This window comes from Acetobacterium sp. KB-1, assembly GCF_003260995.1.
Taxonomy (GTDB): Bacteria; Bacillota; Clostridia; order Eubacteriales; family Eubacteriaceae; genus Acetobacterium; species Acetobacterium carbinolicum.
The window spans coordinates 2,526,936-2,551,154 of sequence record NZ_CP030040.1 but is presented as its reverse complement, the minus strand read 5'-3'; the positions used below and the strand labels follow the sequence as shown (position 1 = coordinate 2,551,154).

At 43.1% G+C, this 24,219-nt stretch carries 20 protein-coding genes and 1 tRNA gene; 14 read left to right on the top strand and 7 right to left on the bottom strand.

Going from position 1 to position 24,219, the window contains the following annotated elements; genetic code table 11:
• Window positions 1-3 precede the first annotated feature (3 nt).
• The 5 genes from deoC (at window position 4) to DOZ58_RS11730 (ending at window position 5,051) form a co-directional block, all read left to right on the top strand.
• Complete coding sequence (gene deoC / locus DOZ58_RS11750) at window positions 4-669, top strand: deoxyribose-phosphate aldolase (protein WP_111888458.1); 666 nt, start codon at window positions 4-6, stop codon at window positions 667-669.
• A gap of 471 nt (window positions 670-1,140) precedes the next feature.
• Window positions 1,141-2,001 (top strand): class I SAM-dependent methyltransferase, encoded by an 861-nt coding sequence (locus DOZ58_RS11745; protein ID WP_111888457.1) that lies wholly within the window; start codon window positions 1,141-1,143, stop codon window positions 1,999-2,001.
• A gap of 69 nt (window positions 2,002-2,070) precedes the next feature.
• The gene (locus DOZ58_RS11740; RefSeq protein ID WP_242988487.1) at window positions 2,071-3,144 is read left to right on the top strand and encodes an iron ABC transporter permease; all 1,074 of its coding nucleotides are present in this window, start codon (window positions 2,071-2,073) and stop codon (window positions 3,142-3,144) included.
• The gene (locus DOZ58_RS11735; RefSeq protein ID WP_111888456.1) at window positions 3,141-3,929 is read left to right on the top strand and encodes an ABC transporter ATP-binding protein; all 789 of its coding nucleotides are present in this window, start codon (window positions 3,141-3,143) and stop codon (window positions 3,927-3,929) included. Before DOZ58_RS11740 ends, DOZ58_RS11735 begins: the two co-directional genes overlap by 4 nt.
• 54 nt (window positions 3,930-3,983) lie before the next feature.
• Window positions 3,984-5,051 carry an ABC transporter substrate-binding protein gene (locus DOZ58_RS11730; protein ID WP_162624508.1) on the top strand — a complete coding sequence of 356 codons (1,068 nt, stop codon included), beginning with the start codon at window positions 3,984-3,986 and terminating at the stop codon, window positions 5,049-5,051.
• Between the two features lie 174 nt (window positions 5,052-5,225).
• On the opposite strand, the gene DOZ58_RS11725 is transcribed toward DOZ58_RS11730, so the two are convergent.
• Genes DOZ58_RS11725 through DOZ58_RS11715 form a run of 3 tightly spaced genes read right to left on the bottom strand, consistent with a single transcriptional unit; the run spans window position 5,226 to window position 7,728 of the window.
• A complete protein-coding gene (locus DOZ58_RS11725) occupies window positions 5,226-6,023 on the bottom strand; it encodes an ABC transporter permease subunit (protein WP_111888454.1) in 798 nt (265 codons plus the stop codon).
• Window positions 6,024-6,043: 20 nt separating this feature from the next.
• Window positions 6,044-6,841 (bottom strand): ABC transporter permease subunit, encoded by a 798-nt coding sequence (locus tag DOZ58_RS11720; RefSeq protein WP_111888453.1) that lies wholly within the window; start codon window positions 6,839-6,841, stop codon window positions 6,044-6,046.
• Entirely contained in the window at window positions 6,838-7,728 is an 891-nt protein-coding gene (locus tag DOZ58_RS11715) for an ABC transporter ATP-binding protein (protein ID WP_111888452.1), read from the bottom strand. The genes DOZ58_RS11720 and DOZ58_RS11715 overlap by 4 nt, the downstream gene beginning before the upstream one ends.
• A gap of 195 nt (window positions 7,729-7,923) precedes the next feature.
• Here DOZ58_RS11715 and DOZ58_RS11710 point away from each other — a divergent pair, with 195 nt between their 5' ends.
• Window positions 7,924-8,598: an NAD(P)H-dependent oxidoreductase gene (locus DOZ58_RS11710; RefSeq protein ID WP_204355399.1), complete on the top strand. Its 675-nt coding sequence runs from the start codon at window positions 7,924-7,926 to the stop codon at window positions 8,596-8,598.
• Between the two features lie 316 nt (window positions 8,599-8,914).
• On the top strand, window positions 8,915-11,005 hold the full coding sequence (locus DOZ58_RS11705; RefSeq protein ID WP_162624507.1) for an HD domain-containing phosphohydrolase: 2,091 nt from the start codon (window positions 8,915-8,917) through the stop codon (window positions 11,003-11,005).
• 106 nt (window positions 11,006-11,111) lie between these two features.
• On the opposite strand, the gene DOZ58_RS11700 is transcribed toward DOZ58_RS11705, so the two are convergent.
• Together DOZ58_RS11700 and DOZ58_RS11695 are read right to left on the bottom strand one after the other, a co-directional pair.
• Window positions 11,112-12,326, bottom strand: a complete 1,215-nt coding sequence (locus DOZ58_RS11700) for a cell wall metabolism sensor histidine kinase WalK (RefSeq protein ID WP_111888450.1) — start codon at window positions 12,324-12,326, stop codon at window positions 11,112-11,114.
• A gap of 12 nt (window positions 12,327-12,338) precedes the next feature.
• On the bottom strand, window positions 12,339-13,013 hold the full coding sequence (locus DOZ58_RS11695) for a response regulator transcription factor (protein WP_111888449.1): 675 nt from the start codon (window positions 13,011-13,013) through the stop codon (window positions 12,339-12,341).
• A gap of 160 nt (window positions 13,014-13,173) precedes the next feature.
• On the opposite strand from DOZ58_RS11695, the gene DOZ58_RS11690 reads away from it, so the two are divergent.
• The 4 genes from DOZ58_RS11690 to DOZ58_RS11675 all read left to right on the top strand — a co-directional run bounded on the left by DOZ58_RS11690 (window position 13,174) and on the right by DOZ58_RS11675 (window position 16,817).
• Window positions 13,174-13,848, top strand: coding sequence for a polyphosphate polymerase domain-containing protein (locus DOZ58_RS11690; protein ID WP_111888448.1), 675 nt, complete (start codon window positions 13,174-13,176; stop codon window positions 13,846-13,848).
• A gap of 30 nt (window positions 13,849-13,878) precedes the next feature.
• Window positions 13,879-14,550 (top strand): DUF4956 domain-containing protein, encoded by a 672-nt coding sequence (locus DOZ58_RS11685; protein WP_111888447.1) that lies wholly within the window; start codon window positions 13,879-13,881, stop codon window positions 14,548-14,550.
• Between the two features lie 14 nt (window positions 14,551-14,564).
• A complete protein-coding gene (locus DOZ58_RS11680; protein ID WP_162624506.1) occupies window positions 14,565-16,520 on the top strand; it encodes a CotH kinase family protein in 1,956 nt (651 codons plus the stop codon).
• A 207-nt stretch (window positions 16,521-16,727) separates the two neighbouring features.
• Window positions 16,728-16,817 (top strand) — tRNA-Ser (locus DOZ58_RS11675).
• A gap of 110 nt (window positions 16,818-16,927) precedes the next feature.
• On the opposite strand, the gene DOZ58_RS11670 is transcribed toward DOZ58_RS11675, so the two are convergent.
• Together DOZ58_RS11670 and DOZ58_RS11665 are read right to left on the bottom strand one after the other, a co-directional pair.
• Window positions 16,928-17,356, bottom strand: coding sequence for a DUF3788 domain-containing protein (locus DOZ58_RS11670; RefSeq protein ID WP_111888445.1), 429 nt, complete (start codon window positions 17,354-17,356; stop codon window positions 16,928-16,930).
• Window positions 17,357-17,769: 413 nt separating this feature from the next.
• Complete coding sequence (locus DOZ58_RS11665; RefSeq protein WP_111888444.1) at window positions 17,770-18,933, bottom strand: iron-containing alcohol dehydrogenase; 1,164 nt, start codon at window positions 18,931-18,933, stop codon at window positions 17,770-17,772.
• Window positions 18,934-19,186: 253 nt separating this feature from the next.
• Between DOZ58_RS11665 and DOZ58_RS11660 the strand changes: the two genes are divergently transcribed.
• From DOZ58_RS11660 to DOZ58_RS11650, 3 genes are all read left to right on the top strand, one after another.
• Window positions 19,187-19,804 carry a hypothetical protein gene (locus DOZ58_RS11660; protein WP_242988486.1) on the top strand — a complete coding sequence of 206 codons (618 nt, stop codon included), beginning with the start codon at window positions 19,187-19,189 and terminating at the stop codon, window positions 19,802-19,804.
• A gap of 56 nt (window positions 19,805-19,860) precedes the next feature.
• Complete coding sequence (locus DOZ58_RS11655; RefSeq protein ID WP_111888443.1) at window positions 19,861-20,529, top strand: class I SAM-dependent methyltransferase; 669 nt, start codon at window positions 19,861-19,863, stop codon at window positions 20,527-20,529.
• Between the two features lie 73 nt (window positions 20,530-20,602).
• The gene (locus DOZ58_RS11650; protein WP_111888442.1) at window positions 20,603-21,454 is read left to right on the top strand and encodes a hypothetical protein; all 852 of its coding nucleotides are present in this window, start codon (window positions 20,603-20,605) and stop codon (window positions 21,452-21,454) included.
• Window positions 21,455-24,219 lie beyond the last annotated feature (2,765 nt).

Here is a 24,219-nt window from a genome sequence, read left to right as displayed (position 1 = left end):
AGAATGACAAACAAGGAAATTTTAAGCCATATTGATCACACACTGTTAAAACAATTTGCCACCTGGGAAGAGATTACGGTGATCTGTGACGATGCCATCACCTATGAAACCGCGTCGGTGTGTATTCCGCCGACTTATGTAAAAAAAATCAAAGAAACCTACGGCGATAAACTCAATATTTGTACTGTTATCGGTTTCCCGTTGGGTTATAACACCACGGCCACCAAGGTTTTTGAAGCGGTTGAGGCGGTTAACAACGGGGCCTCAGAAATTGATATGGTGATTAATATCACTGCCCTGAAAAACAAAGACTATGAAGTGGTTCAAAATGAAATTGCCGAAATTAAACAGGCCATCGGCGACAAGATCCTCAAGGTGATTGTGGAAACCTGTTTCCTGACCGAAGCCGAAAAAGTGACGGTCTGTAAGCTGGTGACCAATGCCAAAGCCGATTACATCAAAACTTCCACCGGTTTTGGAACCGCCGGGGCAACCATTGAAGACATTCGCTTATTTAAAGCCAATATCGGCCCGGCTGTAAAAATGAAGGCTGCTGGTGGGGTTAAATCCGTGGATGATCTGATTGCCTTTATCAACGAAGGCTGTGCCCGCATCGGAACCAGTTCTGCTGTTAAACTGTTAAAAGGTGAAACGGCTGGCAATTACTAAAACCGCTTTAGGCGATTTATTTAGGAGTAGAGTATTAAAGTTACCGAGAGTATCCAGCTTAATCTTTGCCACTGACAAAATGGCTGACAAGCTTTTTCATGATTATTTTTTAAAACCAAGAAAGTATCCCAATAGTCTGTATTGACGGTCGGGATACTTTTTTACGTGGAATAAAAGGGTGTGAAAGAACAAATCCTAGGCGGTTACAGTGCTTTAGATCGGATAGTGTTGTTTAATTGTTTAGAATTAGATTAAGAGAGCACTGAATATGAAGAGACTTTTTATATCACTTTTATTTATTTACAAACATATTTTTTAGTTAAAAACAAAATTATACATAACAAAACGATGTTATAATAAATGTAAAATAACTATTGATTTTGAAATATATTTATTGTATTATGAATTAATTGAAACTTAATATAGCTAAATTTTGCTTAGCGATCGATTAAATATAAGAAAGGATACCCGATGAAATCATTAATTAATTGGGAAGAACTTCTGTCCCTGAAGACCGCCCAACATGGGCCAAAACCAGGTTCAGATTATGACCCCGGGGTATTTTGGGATAAGCAGGCGCCGATGTATGATCAAATGGCAAAGATGGAAAAGGCCTATACCCGTCTTCAGATCGATGCCATTCCGACAAGTCAAACGGATACGGTGTTGGATCTTTGTTGTGGACCGGGAAGAGTCACATCGATGATGGCCCCTCGGGTTAAGCAGGTGACAGCCGTTGATGCATCCCCCAAAATGCTGGAGTATTGTCAGATGAACTGTGAAGCCTTAGGCATATCAAATGTCACCACTCAGTTGATGAACTGGAACGATATTGTTCTGGATGACACGGTAAAAAAGCACGATATTGTTATTGCCTCACGCTCTGTCGCCATGCAAGATATCAAGAAGCTAAATCAACTGGCAAATAAGGCCGCGGTTATCATTTGCTGGGCGAATGGTCCCCATATTCCGGTTATTCTGGAAGACATGTTTAAAAACACCAGTGATACGCTGTCAAATAGGCCAGGTGATTTCCGAAATGATCGAAGACTCGGTTATAATGTTACTTTCAATATGGTCTACGATCTGGGCTTGGACCCGAATATTTCAGTGATTGATGATGGGTTTACAAAAACTTATCCTTCATATGAAGCGACGTACGCTGATTTAAGACAATTACGGCCTTTTGCGGATGATAAGCTTCCTATTTTCAAATCAAATCTGGAAGCCATGTTAACGAAAAACAATGATGGAACAGTTACCTTTTTAATGCAAACAAAAAGTTTTGTTTTGTGGTGGCGACCCAAACACATTGATGAGATTAATAATTAAACCGCTAATATGTAGCGGGCAGCGGTTATGCAAGGGCCGGATACATAGGGAATCTTATGGAGGTGTTTTTTGAAAGATACTGCGGTACAAAAAAAAGCCCGGCTATTCCAAATCGATTGGTCCGCTCAAAAAAATTGGATTATCGGTATAGTCTTGATTGTAACTATCATTCTGGTTGCGGGCATTTCGCTATCGTTCGGGGAGTATAGTATTCCTCTCGATCAAATCAGGGATTTATTCATCAGCCAGATCACTCAACGCCCACTAGATGCCGCAGATCAAAAAGCCGCGACAGTATTATTTTTAATTCGAATTCCCAGAATTATATTGGCGTTATTAGTGGGAGCCGCACTGTCGGCCTCCGGGGCGGCCTATCAGGGTGTATTCAAAAATCCAATGGTATCACCAGATATTCTGGGTGTTGCCGGAGGTGCTGGCGTCGGTGCCGCGATTGCTTTATTATTGGGATTTCCAACAATTGGGGTACATCTATTATCATTCTTGTTTGGCATTGGCGCAGTATCTTTGGTGTTAGTGCTTTCAAAATTGGTCGGGAAAAGTCAGGGCACCCTCTTGATTATGGTTCTTTCTGGGGTGGTTATTTCGTCTATTTTTTCAGCATTAACATCATTGATTAAATATCTGGCTGATGCTGATGATAAACTGCCCGAAATCACCTTCTGGCTGATGGGCAGCTTTGCCCGATCGGGCAGCTATCAGAATATTTTAATTATGGGTTTGGTGCTGATTATTGGAGGGATACCCCTCTTATTGTATCGTTGGCAAATGAATGTTCTGACTTTTGGTGATGAAGAAGCCCAATCATTGGGAATTGATGTCAGAAAAACGCGATTAGCCATTATTTGTTGTGCATCGCTGTTAACCGCATCTTCTGTTTGTCTTTGTGGAGCAATAGGCTGGGTCGGATTAATCATGCCACATATAACGCGTATGCTGGTGGGACCCAATTACAAGGTGCTTCTGCCAATCACCTTACTCAGTGGGGGCTTGTTTATGCTGATTGTGGATAATGTCGCCCGTTTAATTGTTCCCGGCGAGCTGCCAATCGGGATTTTAACCGCCCTGATTGGTGCGCCCTTGTTCATTTATATGTTATTTAAGGGAAGACGTGATTGGTCATGAAGCTTGAATTGAACCACTTGCAATGCAGCTATGGTGAGAAAATTATCGTCAACGATTTTTCAGCAACCATCGAATCGGGAGAAATTTTTTGTTTGCTGGGACCCAATGGGATTGGAAAGACAACCCTCTTTAAGACAATTCTACGATTCCTGCCGATTAAAAAAGGCACCATTACAATTAATGACCAGGATATTTACAGCTATTCAAAAAAGGATTACGCCAGGCTGATTGGTTATGTCCCGCAATCGCATACCCCGCCGTTTGCATATACAGTGATGGACGTGGTCGTAATGGGCAGAACAGCCCACATGGATGCCTTTGGATCGCCGGGTAAAAAAGATTATGACTTTGTGTCCAAGCTTTTGGAGCGGCTGGAGATCGCTGATCTTAAAAACCGAAAATACACCGAACTTAGTGGTGGTGAACGGCAAATGGTTCTCATTGCCAGAGCTTTGGCACAAGAACCGGTTTTTTTAATGATGGATGAGCCGACCTCCAATCTTGATTTTGGCAACCAGGTAAAGGTTATTCAAAATATTAAGGATTTAGCCAAGCAGGGGTTAGGCGTTATCATGACCACGCATTCACCAGACCATGTTTTTCAATGTAATGCCAAGGTGGTATTAATGATGCAAGACAAACGCTATCTGGTGGGACACGTATCGGATATTCTCAGCGAAACCACGCTGACGGATACCTATGGTGTTCACATCGCCATTTTAGAGGACCAATACCAGAACCAGTCCTTTAACTTTTGTCAGCCAATATTTGAGAGTAAACCGTAACTATATTGATGCGTAATAATGTTGTTGCGTCAATTAATAAAGAAAGGAAATAAAATGAAAAGAAAAAAATTGTTAAGCACTGTTGTTATTTTGGCGGTAGTCATTTCGCTTTGCCTTGGAGGCTGTAGTGTCGGAACATCAAGTACGGTTTCCAGCACCCGAATGGTTACCAATAGCGAAGGGGTAGAAATTGAAATTCCAGCGCAAATTACCAAAGCCGCTCCGGCGATTGGAGCATTTGCGCAGATGACTGAAATTGTCGGGGGACCGGGGATGATTTCAGCTGCTGCTACGGATAATATTTCAGATTATTTTAAGACCGTATTCCCGGATTATCTTGAAAGCAATCCGAATAATTATGATACGGGTTCCATCGAAGGTGTTATAGCTTCAGGTACTCAGGTTGTTTATGGACCAGACAGCGTTTATTCAGATGAGCAAGTAGCGCAGCTTGACCAGGCCAAGATCCCCTTTGTTGCCATTAATAATATAAAAAATGTTGAGGGAATGTGTGAATCATTTAAGATTATCGGTGAAATTTTTGGCGAAGATGGCGTCAAAAAAGCGCAGGAATTCGTTGATTATTATCAGGGAAATATTAAAAAAGCAGGGGAACTGACGGCTAAGGTGGAAGCGGCAAATAAGGTAACCATTATGAGCCTTCGCTATGCGGGAGGCACCTATTCAACCATTAATGGACAAGATATTTGCAATGAATACTTTGAGTCCGCCGGCGGAATTAACGTGGCTAAAGAGTATACCAATACCTCGTCCGGTACCGGCTTATCCGTTAACACCGAACAAATCGTAACCTGGAACCCGCAGGTGATTATGGCCTTTACCAAATCGGCAAAAGACGCAATTTTGAGTGATCCTACGCTGGCTGATGTTGCTGCTGTTAAAAACCAGAAGGTTTACGTTTGTCCTTATGGTGTTTATAATTGGTCGGTTAGAAGCGGAGAAGGTGCCATGCTGCCATTGTGGCTGGGGACGATTATGTATCCGGATTTATTTGCAGATACTGATATGAAACAGGTCGTTTCGGATTTCTTTAAGAGCTACTATGGCTATGATATTTCCCCTGAGGAAATCACAACAGTTTTGGCTGGGAGTTCCAAATAGGCAGGTTTGTTTTTGAAGGAAGGCAATCGATGTTTTAAATCATTCAGCGTTTTGAGACACTTGGATAAAGGCTCAGACGACTAATTTATGTTGTGCAAAGAAGGGATCATGTAAAGGCGGAGGGTGATACGCTATTTTGCATGACCCCTTTTTTAATACCCTGAAAGCGAAATATTAGGTGGCTAAATCCCGCCTACTAAAGGCCACAAAAGTTAAACCGAAAAAAATCAGGGTAACGGTCAGTAAAATTGCGGCAGAGTTAAAGGAAAGCTGATCATTGATCATCAAAGCGGCCCCTTCAAAATACTTAAAAGGCGTAAAGATCGTAAGAAACGCCAGCTTATCATATAAATCAACAACCACCGATAAGAGAAAGAAACCCATGACCAGGCCGGATGCGACAGCGGTTGCTCTTTTGGTATTTTTTAAAATGGCACCAAACATGGCTCCCAAAGCGAGAAAGAATAGCTGGAGCATAAAAAGTGCCAGCATCGTGAGGGAAACCTTGTCAATTAAGCCATCGCCATTGTTGTGCTGAGCAATGAAAAAAACCGAAGCGGCAAAGGTCACCATGTTAAATATCAGAATATTGACAACGCCGGCGAGCAGCTTGGGGCTGATCACCTGAAATCGGCGAATTGGTTTGGTATAAATAAAATCAGCACAGTGATCCCGTTCTTCCTTGGATACCACGACCGCCCCAAACATTACGGCATGGACAGCAGCCAGTAGCATAAAGTAGAGAAAGAAGACCGAATAATATCCGGCAACCTTACTGATATCCACCGAGCCGAGACCAAAAACGACCATTATCTCTTTTGGAAAAGCATCAAACAGGGCATTGATGTCCACCTTGGAATCGGCAAATCCCTGATATTTCATCATTCCGGCAAAGATAATAAAAACCTGGGCACAGCCCCAGATGATCAACGACTTAAGATTGGCTTTCATTTCTTTTTTAAACACATTCATTGGTTATGCCTCCTTTTGGGTTAGATCGATGGTAAATCTTTTCTGGCAAAAAGCTTATAGGTTAAGAAGATAAACAGCCCCACCAAAACAAACCATAACAGTAAATTCAGTGAATCGTAGTTCATGCTTTTGGTTATTTCCGAGAGATTAAAATAGTCAAAAGGTGACACCAGTCCAAGCGTTACATCTTTTAATGTTTCATTAAGCAGGTGGATAATATAAAAAATAATGACCACGCCCATACTAATGGGTAAAACGGTTCGGATTCGTCTTAAGAAAACGGACACAAAGAGCCCCAGGCTGGCAAAGAAAACCTGAAGAAAGAGTAAACTCAGGGTAACCAGGGTAAAGAGTTTAAAATCATAGGATTCAGTGCCAAGCACGGTCACCAGAATCAGAGCGGTTGTAAAAACGACGGCATTGGTAATCAGAATCTGAACCAGTACGGCCAGGATTTTCATGGAAATCACCCGATTTCGGCTGACTGGTTTGACAAATAAAAAGTCTCCGGTTTTTTCCCGGACTTCAGCAGAAATAACCGAAACACCGAGGTTCATGGCCTGGATGGCACCGGCCAGTAAAACATAGGTCAGGGCAAATTGATAAAAACTCAGAATGCTGGAAAGATCCAGGTCGGCAACCCCTGCCGCTTGTTGAAATTCAATGGGGAGGCTATGAAAAACCTTCTCAAATTCTTCCAATTGGCCGGAAATAGACGGGTAAAGCAGCATAAAAAGGCTTAAAATCCCAATCAGTGAGATACACCAGACGACCAGTGCGTTTCGGCCCATCCGCAACTCCTGTTTTAGGATGTTCATGGCAGATCCTCCTTCTGGTAATAATGCATAAAAATTTCCTCAAGACTGGGTTCCTCAACCAGTAGATTTAAAAGGTTCTGCCCCTGAAGCCGCTCAATTATGCGATTAATATCCCCTTTAAATAAAAAATGGAGGGTGTTCTCGCTGACCGTTAAATTAGTAACCCCTTCCAGGTTAAAGTGGTGCACGTCAATAATTCCCTTATAATCCAGGGTGAATTTTTTATAATTGTGCTTTTGCATATCCCGGATATTTTCGACGCGAACAATGGTGCCGTCCTTGATGATGGCAACTCGGCCGCACAGCTTTTGAACCTCAGAAAGAATGTGAGAGGAGAATAAAACCGTGGCACCGTTCTGGTTTTCCGCCTGGATCAGGTCAAAAAATTTCTGTTGCATCAGTGGGTCCAGACCTCCGGTAGGTTCATCCAGAATAATCAGTTTGGGTTCATGGAGCAGTCCCTGAATAATGCCAACTTTCTTTTTGTTTCCGTAGGACAGGTCGTCAATGCGCTTATTTAAATCAAGATCCATGACTTCAGCCAAACTTTCGATCCGTCGGTAGTCAACATTTTCATAAAAGCTGGCCGAATAATTGAGCACTTCGCGAACCTTCATATGCTCATAATAAAAAACCTCTGAAGGCAGGTAGCCAATGTCCCGGCGAATTTCATTGCCGTACTTGATACAGTCTTTACCGAAAATTGTAGCCGAACCGCTGGTCGGATGAATCAGCGATAGCAGGGCCCGAATCGTGGTAGATTTACCAGCTCCGTTGGGACCAATGAAACCGAAGATCTCACCTTCTTCCACAGAAAAGGATACATTTTCGATGCCTCGATGTTTTCCATAATATTTTGTCAACTGATTGATTTCAATTATATTCATGCAGATCCCCTTCTTTCACGTTTAATCAGATAAATTACTAGGATTTTATTAGTTTACCCGAATACAGAGAAAATAAACAGCAGCAGGAAAGGGGAAGATCAGCAAAAAAACGAATATTTTTGTTAGAAGTCCTGTTCCGGGGGAATATAAAAAAAATAGCTAAAAACAAAAGATAAAAAACAGGAGGCGAGTACGTTGGAAAAGGAAGAAACAAGAGATCTGATTCTGAATATATTTAATAATCGTTATACCTGCAAGGGTTACGATGCCGATAAAAAAGTTAGCGCTGAAGATTTTACGGTGATTATGGAGGCGGCGCGGCTGTCGCCCAGCTCAATGGGGCTGGAACCCTGGAAATTTGTGTTACTGAATAACCGGGTGATCCGCGAGAAAATTAAGCCCTTCGCCTGGGGTGCGGAGGTCAGTTTGGATGGTGCCAGTCATTTCGTCCTGATTCTGGCCAGAAAATCCGTTGATCTCCAACCGGACTCCGACTACGTGGAGTATATAATGAACGATATCCAGCATTTTAGCGACGATTTGAGACAGGCGCGAAAAAATAAGCTGGCGAGCTTTCAGGCGGACGATCTGAAAATCGTCGGAAATGATCGGGCCTTTTTTGACTGGGCCGGCAAACAAACCTACATTCCACTCGCAAATATGCTAACCGCTGCCGCCATGCTGGGAGTCGATTCTACCCCCATGGAAGGCTTTAATACTGAAAAGGTGGAAGCGGTTCTGGTTAAAGAAGGCATTCTTGACCCGGTCCATTTTGGATTATCCTGCATGATTGCCTTTGGTTACAAAAACAGAGACCATCGTCCTAAAACAAGAAGAAAAATAGAAGAAATTCTGGAAACCATTGATTAAAAGTAAACCAATACTTAATCACAACTGACCGTGAGGCAAAGGTTTAATAATAAACAAATGATCAAAAAGTAAAAGTCGCTTCTCGACAAGTAGGAACTGAGCGCAAGGCGCACAGACTTTTCGGGGAGGGACTATTATTACTTAGGGCAATAAAAAAAGTGAGTTTTGAGATAAAAAAATAGGAATCTATTTAGTTATGTTATATAATGATGAAATTAAGAACAAAAAGTAAACCATTACAAATGAAAAATGATCATTTTACCGCTTCTTTAGGGCTCAAAGCATGGGTAAACAGGTTGGAAAAGGAGATAAAAGAATGGAACCAGCAGCGGCGAGTATGCTATTGATACTGGGACTATTTAGTGCAGTGGGAACACTTGCTGTGTTATTAGTTCGAAGTAATAAAAAATTGCAGAAATCGAATGAAAAGACGAGAAGCAGCAAGGATAGCCGAGGTAAAACAGATCAAGAAAAACTGATCAAAAAGCAGGAGAAAATGCTTTTTCGAAATAAGATTCTGGTTAATGTATTGAGTAAAAATTTCAGAAATGAAAAAAAGCAACTGGATTACGTTTTACACGAAGCCCTGAAACTGACGGAAAGTAAGGTTGGTTATATCTGCTTTTATAATGAAAAAAAACAGGAATTCACTCTAAAGACCTGGTCAAAAGGAATGATCAAAGAGGTGGAAGTACCAAAGCTAATCTATCGATTAGAAGAAGCGGGGGTATGGGGTGAAGCGGTTCGTCAGAGAAAACCCATTATTTTAAACATCGCGGTTGTTGAGCCATCAGCCGGACAGAAATTTCCCGGGGGTCAGAAAATTGTCGGTAATTTTATCGCCATTCCCATTTTTATTGATGAAAAAATCAAAGCCACCGTTGGCTTCGCTGGTAAAGAAGATCGCTATGATGATAATGATGTGGATGAAATGACGGTGCTGATGAACGGTGTATTGACCAATCTGGAAAGACGGATTATGCAAAAAAAACTGTTTGAAGAGCGCAGCAAATACTTTCAGACCCTGATTTCGATCGGGGATGGCGTAATGGTGGTCGATCCCGCCGGTAAGATAGAAATGCTCAATCAGGTGGCTCAGCAGCTGACCGGTTGGGCCAATGAAGAAGCCCGGGGAAAACACTATACCGAGGTTTTTTTTTTGTCCCATGAAGACCACCGCCAGGAGATTATTGACCCTATTTTTACGGCAATGAAAACCGATCAGACCCAGGAGTTGAGAAACCATGCGGTGTTAACGGCAAAAGACGGCTCGGTCTTTCATCTGGAAGATAGTGCGGCGCCAATCAAGAACGAAAAGGGCGAAACCGTTGGCATTGTTTTAGTATTTCGTGATGTTTCGGAGAAAAATGAGCAGCGCAAAGAAATTGAATATTTAAGCTTTCATGATGCCCTGACCGGACTTTATAACCGCCGCTTTCTGGAAGAAGAGTTATTGCGGCTGGATATTGAAAAAAACCTGCCGATTTCGATTATCATGGGCGATGTGAACGGCTTAAAATTGACCAATGATATTTTTGGTCACGCCCATGGCGATGTATTTCTTAAAAAAATTGCCGAAGTGATGCGCAGGGTCTGTCGGGCGGATGATATTATCGCCCGGTGGGGTGGGGATGAATTTGTTATCCTACTGCCTAAAACCACCGTTGAACAGGCAAAACAGATTAAAAAGCGGATTAAAACCGAGTTTGCCCGAGATGGGGTACAGGTTATCAAAGGAAATATTTCCCTGGGCTGTGATGTTAAAACATCAGTGGATCAGAGTATTATGGAGTGTCTGGATTCCGCCGAAGAAAAAATGTATGCCGCTAAGATTTTAGAACGGGATGACTTTAAAAGTTCAACCCTGGATTCGATCATTACAACCCTGCAAAGTGACTGCCCCCAGGAAGAAGAACATGCTCAGCGGGTCAGTCAATGGTGTCATGATTTGGGTGTGACCATGGAACTTCCTCATGTAAAAATCAGACGGATGAAATTGGCCGGTTATTTCCATGATATCGGCAAGATTGTTTTACATAAAGATTTATTGGAGGAAAATAGTGAGCGCACCGCGGAAGAAATATCTGAAATCAAGAAGCACCCGATTATGGGGTATCGGATTCTTAATGCCTTTGATGATACCATGTCCCTGGCCGATGCGGTACTCCACCATCACGAAAGATGGGACGGCAGTGGCTATCCTAAAGGGCTAAAAGGCGAAGAAATCCCTTTTTTGGCAAGAGTGGTTGCGGTTGCCAATTATTATGATCGGTTGCTCTCTGCAAAAGAAGGGGAAGCCCTGGAGAAGAATCAACATCCACTGATCCATCTGGAAAAAATCGAGGGGCGTTTTGATCCGGAAATCAAACGGGAATTTATCAATATGATTAAAAATATTCCCAGTTAGTATAGCCCAGTTATTCTGTTTTAGTCATTTCAGTTAAAAGAGTAAAAAGCCATCGGAGTTAAAACCCGGATGGCTTTTTAAACGCTCTTTTTTAGGGGCAGATCGTTTAGAGGATGACAGTAAACCGAACCCAGGAACCAACCTCGCTGCTTACCCGAATCGTTCCCTGATGTTCGTCAACAATCGATTTAGCAATGGCCAGTCCCAGCCCATAGCCCCCGGTGGCCTTGGAACGGGACGCATCGTAGCGGTAGAAACGCTGAAAAATTTTATCCTGCTGATCTTCGGGAATACCGGCACCGGTATTGAACACTTCAAGATGAATCGTATCATCAACTCGCTTAAGGATGAGTTCAACAAGCCCGTCATCGTCGGCATTTTTAATGGCATTGTCAATCAGGATGGCAACGACCTGTTTGATCTTATTCGCATCACCCAGATAGGAAATACCGTCTGTAATCTTAAGGGTGTAGTTTTTGTGTTCCTCAAAAGCGATGCTTTCAAAGGTTAAGGCAATGCTTTCCACGGCGTTGCTCAAATCAAAGGGTGAATAAACACCGATGGGTTTGCTGGAGTCCAGTCGGGCCAGGGTGAGAAGACTATTCACCAGGGTATTCATCCGGATTGACTCGGATTGAATGTGAGAAAGATACTTGTTTGCGCCAATGTCCCCTTCCAGTACATCGGCATTGACACTGATGACGGAGAGCGGGGTTTTTAGTTCATGACTGGCATCGGAAATAAAGCGCTTCTGTTTTTCAAAGGTTTCCTCTACCGGTTTAACCATCAGGTTGGCCAGAAAAAGCGAAACAAAGAAAAGCACAAACAGGGTTATACTGCCAATGATCAGCGAGGTGCTCAGAAGTCGGTCCGCCAGGGCATTGGAAATTCGCTGATCGACAAAGACCAGCAATTGACCATAGGGTTTTTCAACAATCAGATACCGATAACCGCTCAGGGTGCCGGAAGCTTTGTTCTTATTAAGCATCTGATTTGCCAGCTCCAGGACTTCTGCGGATTCCAGACTGGTATTGGTACTGCCGTTGACAGAAAAGAGGTTAGTTGCCGGGTTAACCTTAACTGAAAAGGTTTTTTCCCGTTCAAATAGATCCGGGGGAAGATGATCTGATGATCCGGGCACCATCGGGGTCTCACGAGGAGCCATCCCATCATTTTCTGCCAGGGCTGATAACAGGGCCATGCTTTGACGTTCGCTGGATTGGTAATTGAAATAGTTGATTGAGCCAATAATCAATAAAAAAACCAGAGACAAAATAATCATAATGGTGGCGACAAAGCGAATTTTTAGTTTTTTGATCATATCGGTTTATACTCACTTCGTCATTTCCAGAAAATAACCGATACCCCGGTTAACCTTGATCTGCACCTGAGATCCCACAAAACTGATTTTTTTGCGCAGAAACGAAATATAGACTTCGACATTGTTATATTCAGCTTCGTTGTCAAAACCCCAAACCTTTTCGATAAGCTGTTCCTTGGAAACGATCTGACGGGAGTTGATCATCAGGGTTTCCAGCAACAAAAACTCCTTTAAACCAAGCTTTACTGAAGCACTACCGCAAATAATCTCCCGGGTCTTCTGCCGCAAGGTTAAGTCGCCCCAGTGAGGATCGTCGATGATCACTTCACCTTTTCGTCGGGTAACAGCCCGAATCCGGGCCAGCAGTTCACCAGTTTGAAAGGGTTTGGTCAGATAGTCATCGGCGCCCCAATCCAACCCGGCAATTTTATCCTCCAGTTCGGTTTTGGCGGTCAGCATTAAAACCGGAGTTTTGATTTTAGCCTGCCGCAGTTCCTTTAGAATCGTCATGCCGTCTTTCCGGGGCAGCATAATATCCAGAATAATCAGATCGTAGATACCCGTCAGGGCATAATCCAGACCGCTTTCACCGTCCATGCGAATATCCACACAATAGTTTTCTTTTGTAAAAATAGCTTTCAGGGCTTCCACCAGTCCCCATTCATCTTCTACCAGTAATAGTCGCATTCTTAACAACACCTCTTCCACTCTTAACAATTATAGCATTATTTATTGAATCAAGCTTGAACTTCAGCTTAAAAGATTCTGGGTTCAATCTTTATTCAAGCTAACAAAACTATGATATGCAATGTTAAGAACGTGTTAAATCAAAACAAGGAGGTGCCCCATGCAATTCAGGCATGAACACAAACATGACATCAATTATTTAGACTATCTGATTCTGCGCAGCAAATTAAAAGCAGTGATGCAGCCGGATTTAAACACCAATGAAGATGGCAAATACCAGATCCGCAGTCTGTATTTTGATAATTACCGCGATGTTGCCCTACAGGACAAGATCAGCGGGATCAATCGCCGGGAGAAATTCAGGATTCGCTGTTACAACAAGGATTTTAACTTTATCAACTTGGAAAAGAAAAGCAAGATCAATGGTCTTTGTTTAAAGATCAAAGCTACGATCACAAAGCATCAGGCCGCCGCCATCCTGGACCACGACACCGATTGGATGGCTAAAAGTGAGGAGCCCCTGGTGGTGGAGTTTTACTCCAAAATGAAATCGGGACAGCTTAAGCCCAAGACCATTGTCGATTATAATCGGGAGGCTTTTGTTTACAGGCCGGGAAACGTTCGGATCACCATTGACCGGGATATTCGCACCGGTTTGTTCAGTACTGATTTGTTCAACCCCGATCTACCCACCGTCGCCACCGGGGATCAGCAGATTCTGCTGGAGGTGAAGTACGACCAGTTTATCCCGGAGGTCATTGCCAATATCATTCAACTGGATGGCCGCCGGCAAACGGCTTTTTCTAAATATGCGGCCAGCCGGATTTATAGCTGATAAATTATTAAACTAAGAGGGAGTAACTAAATGACATTTAATGATATTTTCAAATCTAATTTTCTGGAAAACGTCACATCGGTATCGATGATCGACATTGCCATGGCGATGATTCTGGCCTTTGGCATCGGAGTGTTTGTTTATCTTGTGCATAAAAAGACCTATAAAGGGGTCATGTACTCATCCGGTTTTGGGGTAACTCTGATCGCCCTATGTATGATCACCACCTTTGTGATGCTGGCCATTACCAGTAATGTGGTGCTGTCATTGGGGATGGTTGGGGCGCTTTCGATCGTCCGATTCCGAACCGCCGTTAAAGAACCCCTGGATATTGCCTTTGTTTTCTGGTCCATTGCCGCCGGGATTGTGTTGTCAGCCGGAATGATTCCCCTGGCTATTCTTGGTTCGGTGCTGATTGGGCTTATCTTGCTGGTGTTTGTCAATCGCAAACCCAATGAGCTGCCTTATATTGTGGTGGTTAACTGTAGTGATCGGAACGCCGAAGAAGCGGTGAAAAAATTCATTGCCGACAGCGTTACCAAGAGCATTATCAAAAATAAAACGGTGTCCAAAGAAGGCGTTGAACTGAATATTGAAGTGCGGCTGAAAAATGACAACACCGATTTTATCAACGACGTGGTTGAGATGGATCATGTCAACCATGCCGTGCTGGTCAGTTATAACGGCGAATTTATGAATTAAGTGAGGTGACGGCATTGGCAGATCACAAGAATATTGAACGGATTTGCATAATCATTGGCATCATCACCCTGATCATCGGTATTGTTTTCTCATATTTTGGTGAAAGCGTGGGGATTACCGCCGGGAGTAGTGTTGATCTGAGCTATGAGACAGAATTATTTGATGACAGCGAGGTTCATACCATTGATGTAGTAATAAGCGAAACAGACTGGAACAATCTCCAAGAAAATGCAACCGATGAAGTCGATCAGATCTGTGATGTCACCATTGATGGCGAAACCCTGAGCAATGTGGCCATCCGACCAAAAGGTAATTCATCTTTGTCTAGTGTGGCGGCCAGCGATTCGGAGCGTTACAGTTTTAAAATTGATTTTGACAAATATAACGATAGCCTGAGTTATCACGGACTGGATAAGCTGAACCTGAACAATATTATCTCAGACAACACCTATTTAAAGGATTATCTCTGCTTTGACATGATGGAATATATGGGCGTGGATGCACCCCTGACCAGTTTTGTGAAAGTATCCATAAATGGTGAATACTTTGGACTCTATCTGGCGGTGGAAGGGGTGGAAGAAGCTTTTGCCCAGCGAAACTACGGGTCGGACGATAGTAATATTTATAAACCCGACAGTATGCAAGTTGGCGGTGGAGAAATGGGTGGTGGCGAGAGGCCGGACATGACCAATATGCCGGAAATGCCCCAGGGAACAGATGGGGACCGGGAAATGGTGGATATGAGCCAGATGCCAGACATGACCGAGATGCCAGATATGACTCAGATGGGGAACATGGGTGGGTTCTCAGGGGATGATGTGGCTTTGATTTATTCAGATGATGACTTGTCCAGTTATGAAAATATCTGGGCAGGGGCTGTCTTTGATGTTACCACCAGTGACAAAAAGCGTCTGATTGAAGCCATCAAACAGCTTAATGCCAGCGAAAACTTAGAAGCAGTGGTGGATGTGGAAGCGGTGCTTAAGTACTTTGTGGTCCATAATTTTGTCGACAATTTTGACAGCTATACCGGCAGTATGAAGCACAATTATTACCTCCGGGAAGTGGATGGCCAGCTATCGGTGATCCCCTGGGATTATAATCTGGCTTTTAGTAACTTCATGGGTGGAATGGGTGGCGGCAACATGACGGCAACAGCGGTCAGTACCGATGAAGCCACAGCCTTGGTGAATTATCCCATCGATACCCCGGTATCCGGCACCACTATGGAAGAGCGGCCGCTGCTTAATCAACTGCTCTCGAATGAAGAATACCTGGCGCAATATCACCAGTATTTTGCAGAATTTATCTCCGGTTACTTTGACAGCGGCCAATGTAGTGAGACCATCGATGCCGCCGTGGCTCTGATCTCCGAATATGTAAAAGAAGACCCTACGGCTTTTTGCACCTACCAAGAGTATCAGGAAGGGGTTTCAGTACTAGAACAGTTTTGTGATCTTCGGGCACAGAGTATTAGCGGTCAGTTGGAGGGCAGCATTCCTGCAACCACCGACGGCCAGACTGCCCAACCGGCTACTCTAATCGATGCCAGCAGTCTGGATGTTTCGGCAATGGGTAGCAGTATGGGCGGCGGGATGGCCAGGGGCATCTCAGTACCGACAGATCTAAGTGTAGAATCAACAGCAAGTGCCGATGTAACAAGTCAGACACCAACAGAAACCAATTGGCAGTCGGCCAAAGGTCAACCCCCAAACCAATCCGACGGTGATGTGGAAATGGAAAAACCGGCCAACCAACCAGGAGCGGACACGGAATCAACAACTGTTGCCGGGGATCAGACAGGGGCGGGACAAACCACCCCGGCCAATGCGGACGGCCAGCAAAATAATCGCTTTAATCCCAATGGTGCGACAACAACAAATGATAATCTGTGGACCCTGATACTGCTAGGCGGCTCTTGTCTGCTGTTGGTTTTGGGCATTCTGGCGACAAAACTTTACAAACGATAAGCAGATACGGGTTAGAAAACTGACAGATTAACAAACACTAAAAAGCGGCGGTTACCATTGGGAAAGCGCCGCTTTTTAAGAACTTTATCGGTGATTTATATCAATTGGCGAAAAAAATGGAGGTGCAAAGAAATGATTGACTTTTATCTCGGTCTGCCGTATAATCAGTAAGCATGAAAAATTTGAATCGTTTTTTGTTCTACCTGAGGAGAGATGTCTGAGTGGTCGAAGGAGCACGCCTGGAAAGCGTGTGTACGTGTAAGCGTACCGAGGGTTCGAATCCCTCTCTCTCCGCCATTTAAAAAATTAGTAAAAATTAAAAAAAGTGATAACACAGCCGCTCGGCTGTTTTTTTTGTGGTTCTTTAGCGATTAAGGGATACCCATCAGGATAGACAAATGAAGCCATCACAGTCTGGGCTGGACCCGGATTTGAATCAGATTTTTTACATCTTCCAGAATTCGTTCAGAGGTCACGGGAATCATCAGCCATCGGCCCCCGGCAGCAAAAGGCGTTCGGGCAAATAGCTCTTGAATTTCAGGGCTGGCCTGGGGAAGATACGCTTCAGCTTCAGTGAGTTCCTTGTTTCCTATCACCACCAGTGCGATAAAATAACCATCCATTGGATAGAGCACACAAAGGGATTTGCTGCTTTTCCGGTACTTCAGATTCCAGCCACGCTGGGCGGAACAGCGGCTGTAATTCATGATCGGTTTGATGTGATAGGTGGCTTCAATAAAGCTTTGCAAAGCAATCCAGAGAGGATTATTGACGAAACTGATCATCTCGGCGAGTGTTGGCTCATGATCCTGTTCAAAATACTGACTCCATTCCATAAGATAACCTCCAATATTTTTTCTGGTAATTGCAGAATGTACAAACGCTAAAGTAAAGCCCAAGACACTTCCCCCAACTACCGTTAATTTTATAATTAGAATTTATCACCATGATCCAGACAGGTCAAGTTAATTTGATAAAAATGGTGATTATCTATTGGAGAAGTCATCTGAAATTGAATGGTTTGGGGAAGAAGATGATGACTAATCGGCCGGGATAACATGACGAACAAAACATCCCCATGTTATGATGCCCATGTCAAGTTTGTTGATCACGAAAAGAACCCGATTTTCAATTTGAAAACCGGGTTCTTTGATAGTTTGAGAAAATTTTTCTTAGCGTTCTTCTTTTTTTTGTCTGGAATAAAGGTGTTCTTTGTTATAATTGTTTGTCGGTATTGAGGGTGCGATAATTACATCGCATCTTTAAAGATCTGAATGACGTCCTCTAGTTTTGCGGTTCTTGGATTGGTTCCGCTACAGGCATCTTTCATGGCGTTTTCAGCCATAAGCTCGAAATCCTTTTCATTGACCCCAAGCTCGGTCAAGCCGGTTGGAATTCCAACATCTTGTGAAAGCTGAATAATGGCGTGTACCCCTTTTTCAGCGGCATCTCGGACAGAAAGACCGTGAATGTTTTCGCCTAAAGCAACTGCAATATCGCTGAGGCGTTTGGGATTGCTGTTAAGGTTGTATTTAAGAACATGGGGGAGCAAGATGGCGTTGCATACACCGTGAGGGAGATCATAAAAGCCGCCCAGTTGATGTGCCATTCCGTGTACGTAACCTAAGCTGGCATTATTAAATGCCATGCCGCCTAAAAACTGTGCATAGGCCATATTGTTTCGGGCTTCAAAGTTTTGGCCGTTGGCGACGGCCTGACGAAGGTTTTCGCCGATGAGCTTCATTGACATTAATGCGGCAGCGTCAGTTATTGGGGTAGCAATGGTTGACATATATGCTTCAACCGAATGTGTTAAGGCGTCCATTCCGGTCGCGGCGGTTAAACCTGCGGGCATGCCCATCATAAGAACGGGGTCATTAATTGAGACGGTTGGAGTCGCTCTCCAGTCAACAATGGCCATTTTAACGTGGGTTTCTGAGTTTGTTATAATACAAAAACGTGTCATTTCACTGGCGGTACCAGCGGTTGTATTAATGGCAATGAGTGGGGTCATTGGTTTGGTGCTTTTATTTACGCCTTCAAAATCACGGATGCTGCCGCCGTTGCTGGCAACTAGGCCGATTCCTTTTGCACAGTCATGTGAGGAGCCACCACCTAAGGATACAATCAAATCACAATTTTGTTTGGTAAAAACCTTTAAACCATCAGCAACATTAAGATCAGTTGGATTTGGCTGGGCACCTGAAAAAATAACGACCTTCAGTCCAGAAGCCTCAATAATATCTTTGACCTGATCCGCCACGCCCATTTTTGTCATGCCTTCATCGGTTACAATTAACGCTTTTTTTGCACCAAGACCTTTTGCCTGTTCACCAACTTCTTTTACTGCACCGGGTCCCATTAAATTCACGACGGGCATGAAATACCCAAAAACTTGATCTGCAACAGCCATTTGATTATTCTCCTTTGAATTTTTATTTTTATTTCTATGCAAAACAGTAAGAGTAGAGCACGCATCCATTTATGAAAGGTTGTGTTGTGTCGGCAAGGTCGTTTTTTAGTTCTCTTGTATTGATTATAGCCAAGGGAGATATTTATTCAGTGACTAGATCACTTTCAAAAACGGTTGATAAAATTTGCATAAAAAGATGATTGGGTTTACAATAAATAAAAAGAGTTAAGGTAAATAATAAGGAGGATCTATCATGTATGTTACCAATAATAATTATGCGACTCAGAATCGGGTATTCTCTGGAACAGCAAAAATTGCTGGGGTTCGTTTGCCGGATTTTACGGATGTCCATGTCAATACAAAAAAGCAATCAGGAACGAGTGATTCTGAATATGAGCAGGCAATAATCGCGCAAGCAATTAAGGATCAGCAAGCTGGAAAAGTTCAGAATGAATCAGCGGGATTTAACAAATTGGCCAAAAGTTATGTTTCGGAAGTATCCCCAGATCGGAATCGAATTATTACGCAAGGTTTAAAGGAAGCATTAAAAAAAGGTTCGAAAAATGACCTGGATATTTTAAAACCGATTGATTGGATTGCTTTACTCTTTGAAGGAAAAATAAAGTATCAAAAAGAATCGGATTGTGTAGAATACGCTGAGTTTTATGATGGCAATGGCGAAATGGTTGCAAGCTATTCAAATGGCGGTTGGACGATGTTTGGTACAAAGGCAGAAACGGGTCGTCAAATGGAAATGTGCTCGATATATAATGCGGCGTGGGGAGCGGCAGCAAGAGCAGGTCAACAGGAAAATGATGGTTTGGCAGAGAGTAACGCAAATCCAAACAATGCCCTTGATCGATTGGTATAAGGTCAAGAAAATCGGTGGTACCCGGACAATCAATGACAACGAAAAGAGGATAAACAATGCATTTAAAAGACGTTTTTAACCAGTATAGTCAAGATTATGATGCCAACCGGCGGCATTTCATTCCCCTATATGATACTTTTTATCAATCGGCTATCGATCTATTAAACTTTGATACCGATACGCCGAAAGTACTTGATCTTGGGGCGGGGACGGGGCTGATGTCAGCCTTTGTGCTGGCAGCTTACCCTAAGGCTCAGATCACCCTGATTGATCAAGCCCAGAACATGCTTGATCTGGCTAAGCAACGTTTTGAGGGTCGGGATCAGATGCACTATATTGCCGATGATTATACCAGTCACACCTTCGACGAAAAATATGATGCCATTGTATCAGCCTTATCCATCCACCATCTGGAAGATGATAAGAAGAAAAAGCTTTTTAAAAACTGTTTTTCAAGTCTTACTCAAAATGGCATCTTCGTCAATGCCGATCAGGTATTGAGCCCTGATCCGGAACTTGAAGAGCAGATCATTGGTATTTGGCATGATTTTGTTAGAAAAAGTGATGTTACTGAAGAAGAACTGGCCGCCTATTATCACCGCACCTCTTTTGATCAAACTGCACCGCTTAATGATCAACTGGCCTGGCTTCTTAGTGAAGGATTTTCAAAAGCGGACTGCATCTTCAAATATCTGAATTTTGCGGTCTTTTTTGCAATAAAATAAGGCAGTAAGTGAAATAAAGAGATGAATAAGAATGATTCCCTCTTTGTTTTTCCTTTACATACGGAGGAAAAGTATGTCAGAAAGAAAAAAGAAGCAGTCAAGAAAAAACACTAAATGGATGATGACACTCCTGTTCCTGGTTTGTGCTCTGTTGGTACTATCGAGTTGTGCCAAGGATACCCTCACTGGTAATTGGGAATTGGTGCCCCGCGAAGGGGCGTTAAATGATACGGCAATGACAGGATATGTCTTTAACGAAAATGGTATCGTGAGCTTTTATAATGGTTATGATGGAAAGCTGACGATATCAGAAGGTGAGTGGCATAATGATAAAAATACCCTGGTGTTGCGTTTAGATGATATCGATACGCCAGAAAGGCGGATTCGGTTTAAAATAGAGGAACAAACCCTCTATCTTTTTTCGGATTCCGGAGAAGGAAAAACCGCTTATGATAGCCAATATAAAAAGGTCGAGCGATTCAGCTTTGAGGATTTTATTTTAGCGGCTAAAAGTCAGAAAGAAAAAGAAAAGCAGGATGCGCAAATTTTTTGTACCCTGTCACCACAGGAAATCATTGAGCAGCTAAAAGAAGCGGGCCAACCGATTGGGGAAGTGGTTGTTTATACTGATCCTGTTTATGCAAGTGGCTTATTGAAACAACCGAATCTACAATTGGCCCAGGCCGCCCGCTTTGAAGATACGTCCATTGTACAGGCGGAAAATCAGAGTGAACCCTTGGGTGGATCAGTCGAAGTTTATCAGGATTATACGGTAGCGAAGCAGCGCTTTGATTATTTAAGTGTTTTTTCTGATGTGGCAGGGTCTACCTACCAGGCCGGAAATGTCCTTTTGCGCCTGGATAATGCGATGCAACCAGAAAGCCGAAAGCATTATGAAACGGCACTCTCGGGTATTGTCAAATAAGTTGATTTACAGGATCATAATATCCTCTCTGACCCTTAGGAAAGACGGATGTCATGAAGTTATCGATTAAAGATGACTGGCATCCGTATAAGTTGGTCTTAGGTGCCTATCTTTCGAGTAGGCGATACTGTTTGAAACATAAAAATATGAAATGAGGGTTGAAATTGATCACGATGTTAAAAAACATGAAGTATCGGTATCTGATTTTGGGAACTATTCTTACATTGGTGTTAAGTTTGATCCTCTTTAATTTGCTGGGGTTAGCGAGTTCGTATGTCATGTCGTTTGCCGGAACCTTGGCGCTTTATTTTTTTCCCATCGGTTGGATGTTATATCACTTTAAAAAACACCATGTGTCTTTACGAGAGTGGCTGCAGCCGATAAAATTTAAAATTAGAGAAACAATTGCGGCGGCATTATTTCCGGAATTGCTTGGGATGGGGATTCTATTATTGATTTCCCTGGGAATTATGTTTGTTTTGCCCGCTGGGGTGKWTWRSKMWKKSTSKKRMWYYWCYWCCRAMWRRRSKSKYWWTWTKMKRYSSSSWKTKGKCWWSGMKMCWAYSKSKRWARRRMTKWWYKYTMSARKSWTWMTWWKKAATWRWAWGYTGRCWCRAKTWWMRSYRKSCMARKCAGTKWTWRKAKYSWYSGKSATTYYKKKWSYRAWRMAWCTGACYRCMGGKWTWWSWSYMRYMYTSRKMKKKWTKRWRYWRWRTKKKWWCTTTAWRARRWWMKRAARWWTKYKWCYGTKKAKRMWYRKYMWTRSYTWYSMTAAMSWKRKSGWKRYRWWRCWKWAAWMWKYWRYAWSSSWKRGMWSMKMRAYSRCMWMYKWAATMMMAYYYKYMRAWRWRMMRMWRWTRMTKMTKWTKKYRRKYATTYTKRYYACGRTKRKMYWGKYCTKKMKKRTGYTKKYSKTMCSMWWWWWYKSGSMYWAWRYSRYKGMSKWTGGGMWWCKWWAMWAMGRYSWKAWGGMKWTWSKSWYMWWKGRYWYWMAGRWRYTGKMRGYWGKSKSAWKWWMRGSYSTGMYWWYYWKWTTKRSSAGYKAYCKGMRYKCCGWTTYKRMMRMAMYTKMMKGMARRKWYMTSMGYRRTMKWRWKWTTKWTWAAACWMAAKTSTTAYYWWWWMRKGATWTWAAWMAKTTKASTRYYGMKWCRMKGWWTWSCYKRKSMWMRRGWKAKMKWWMMRWWAYWSWRMASAGCRWKAWKRKRKKKRYSMWMAWKRWYYTRYYKRMWCCRATTWTYRMRRKAAMARMMAWTRWYRYKRYYWTYRAWKWYWSTSSMYMYSKKGWKCCARTYCYYWWSWWTGYWRKSGKWRYYYTTWTKYKSGSCMWMWATSWTWKMYKWWKKRAWKCTWMMMMRAKMTCTRAWRSCRWYYRWRAWMKKKKGSWYRYWRWTRMTSGMRKCAKKGGKRWWRYSRKKMCYGRKKTYYKKRTKRKCCRGSYMYYTGASMRYYSRYWWKKYSRMMSWWWMMGRAMMAWMSMWGCKYKWTYRRATTWTKSWKAMAAYKYRAKTCKYMTSAATWMGWSWTTTKMAKYRKTTWRKYMMCKSWTCKRKKMWKWYSYSGGSAWCRGSWKRKWWKMSRKKTWKTSRKYWGRSMGTKWTYWKGTKYKCMMWRRYGAWWTTSMSGKYRSCGRTWWTMSCGSYRWYWSMSAWTATMMYRWCCWTYKRWKKMWSKCMMTSWYYRKKKCSWMWWYSSWKMWKKKSAWKKKKMSKWWWWWKRMKGSCYRTCTRKRTYRYMYYYAKKARRKMYWCSMYRMKMTCYMRRAMMWTSMRRAWRMRRWWSRACSTYWKKMMTYRMRWMAYSSGKSWAGCSMTYAMMRGSKKKYSKKTGATCMGGKCMKTTKMYMMTWYSSRRKTKSWRMGRARWCSRWYYWASRARGCWTTWKYWKWTYWTGYKRRCARKGTRAWWCSMCTGMRWWWRWCKKYKGSASYGKKTMGKSCAMKRRTMYSRTYRSYWGTYKGRWKCWGCRWSKTWRCGRTGTWGYSRKTKGRMMGWTYWCTSKKGMKSRRKSGSRWAWYYSWSRKWKGMSSYAKYACSRSCKTYKSRRAAKMWWCMRYYMTKTWSYYSAWMRMRCKRWTCWYKTYRKYRRKRSKRWTGSYGAYRWTSYSSRRAWKGRARRCMKSYMKGSAWCSCMSSCAGRAKKKRMWCRRKMYGMYCSSRKMRMYYRRGSMKRWRAMWYMRYYWCYGRSCTKRCRRAASSYKRYYARMSYYYRRWRGCYSRKSKTKGMWCMRRTYWKTYYSKCSKMYMGRRGYRMYGRSKRKKCMKTKYYMGRRSSCWKKWRMWWWWMKYRYSRGYRKRKWWWWWYSAYKRCRRYTWTYSRSSRSWSSRSKTYRRRMMMGAKKMCSMYYKCMRRWKWGMWSYKRMRAMWKWRMKRKSWRRCSMRKSGAWSGWKMWCKYKGSMSRRSGSGKMWRYMCSWYWRWKGAYSCMGMWCRRRYTWYSGKAMWGSATSMKSKMYGKAYSSCMRRMAKCGRWYSKCWTKRKKRRSWSRWKWRMMSMYRMYYTGYKKATSRGRAAMWSSYMGSSWMYCMSSKCAGMRWWRSRRMRGSYKRCMSKKWWYGMMMARRCMGMKRAMWWMRYYACMRARSKRRMAGAAGSWWRYSMMWRWYWSSKRRSMCMKGSTKGMAMMRRWWKWYCYSKCSGMSAKRRSSRAYRKMYSYRMAWWKYCMRRGMCMTSGKMWAAAMRRYWMMKGKGKMTRTTKYTRAWRMMARMWKKKSMSYWSTKGAYYWTWMWRYYGRYGSCSSYSKYWRRMRASSRSYKMWWWR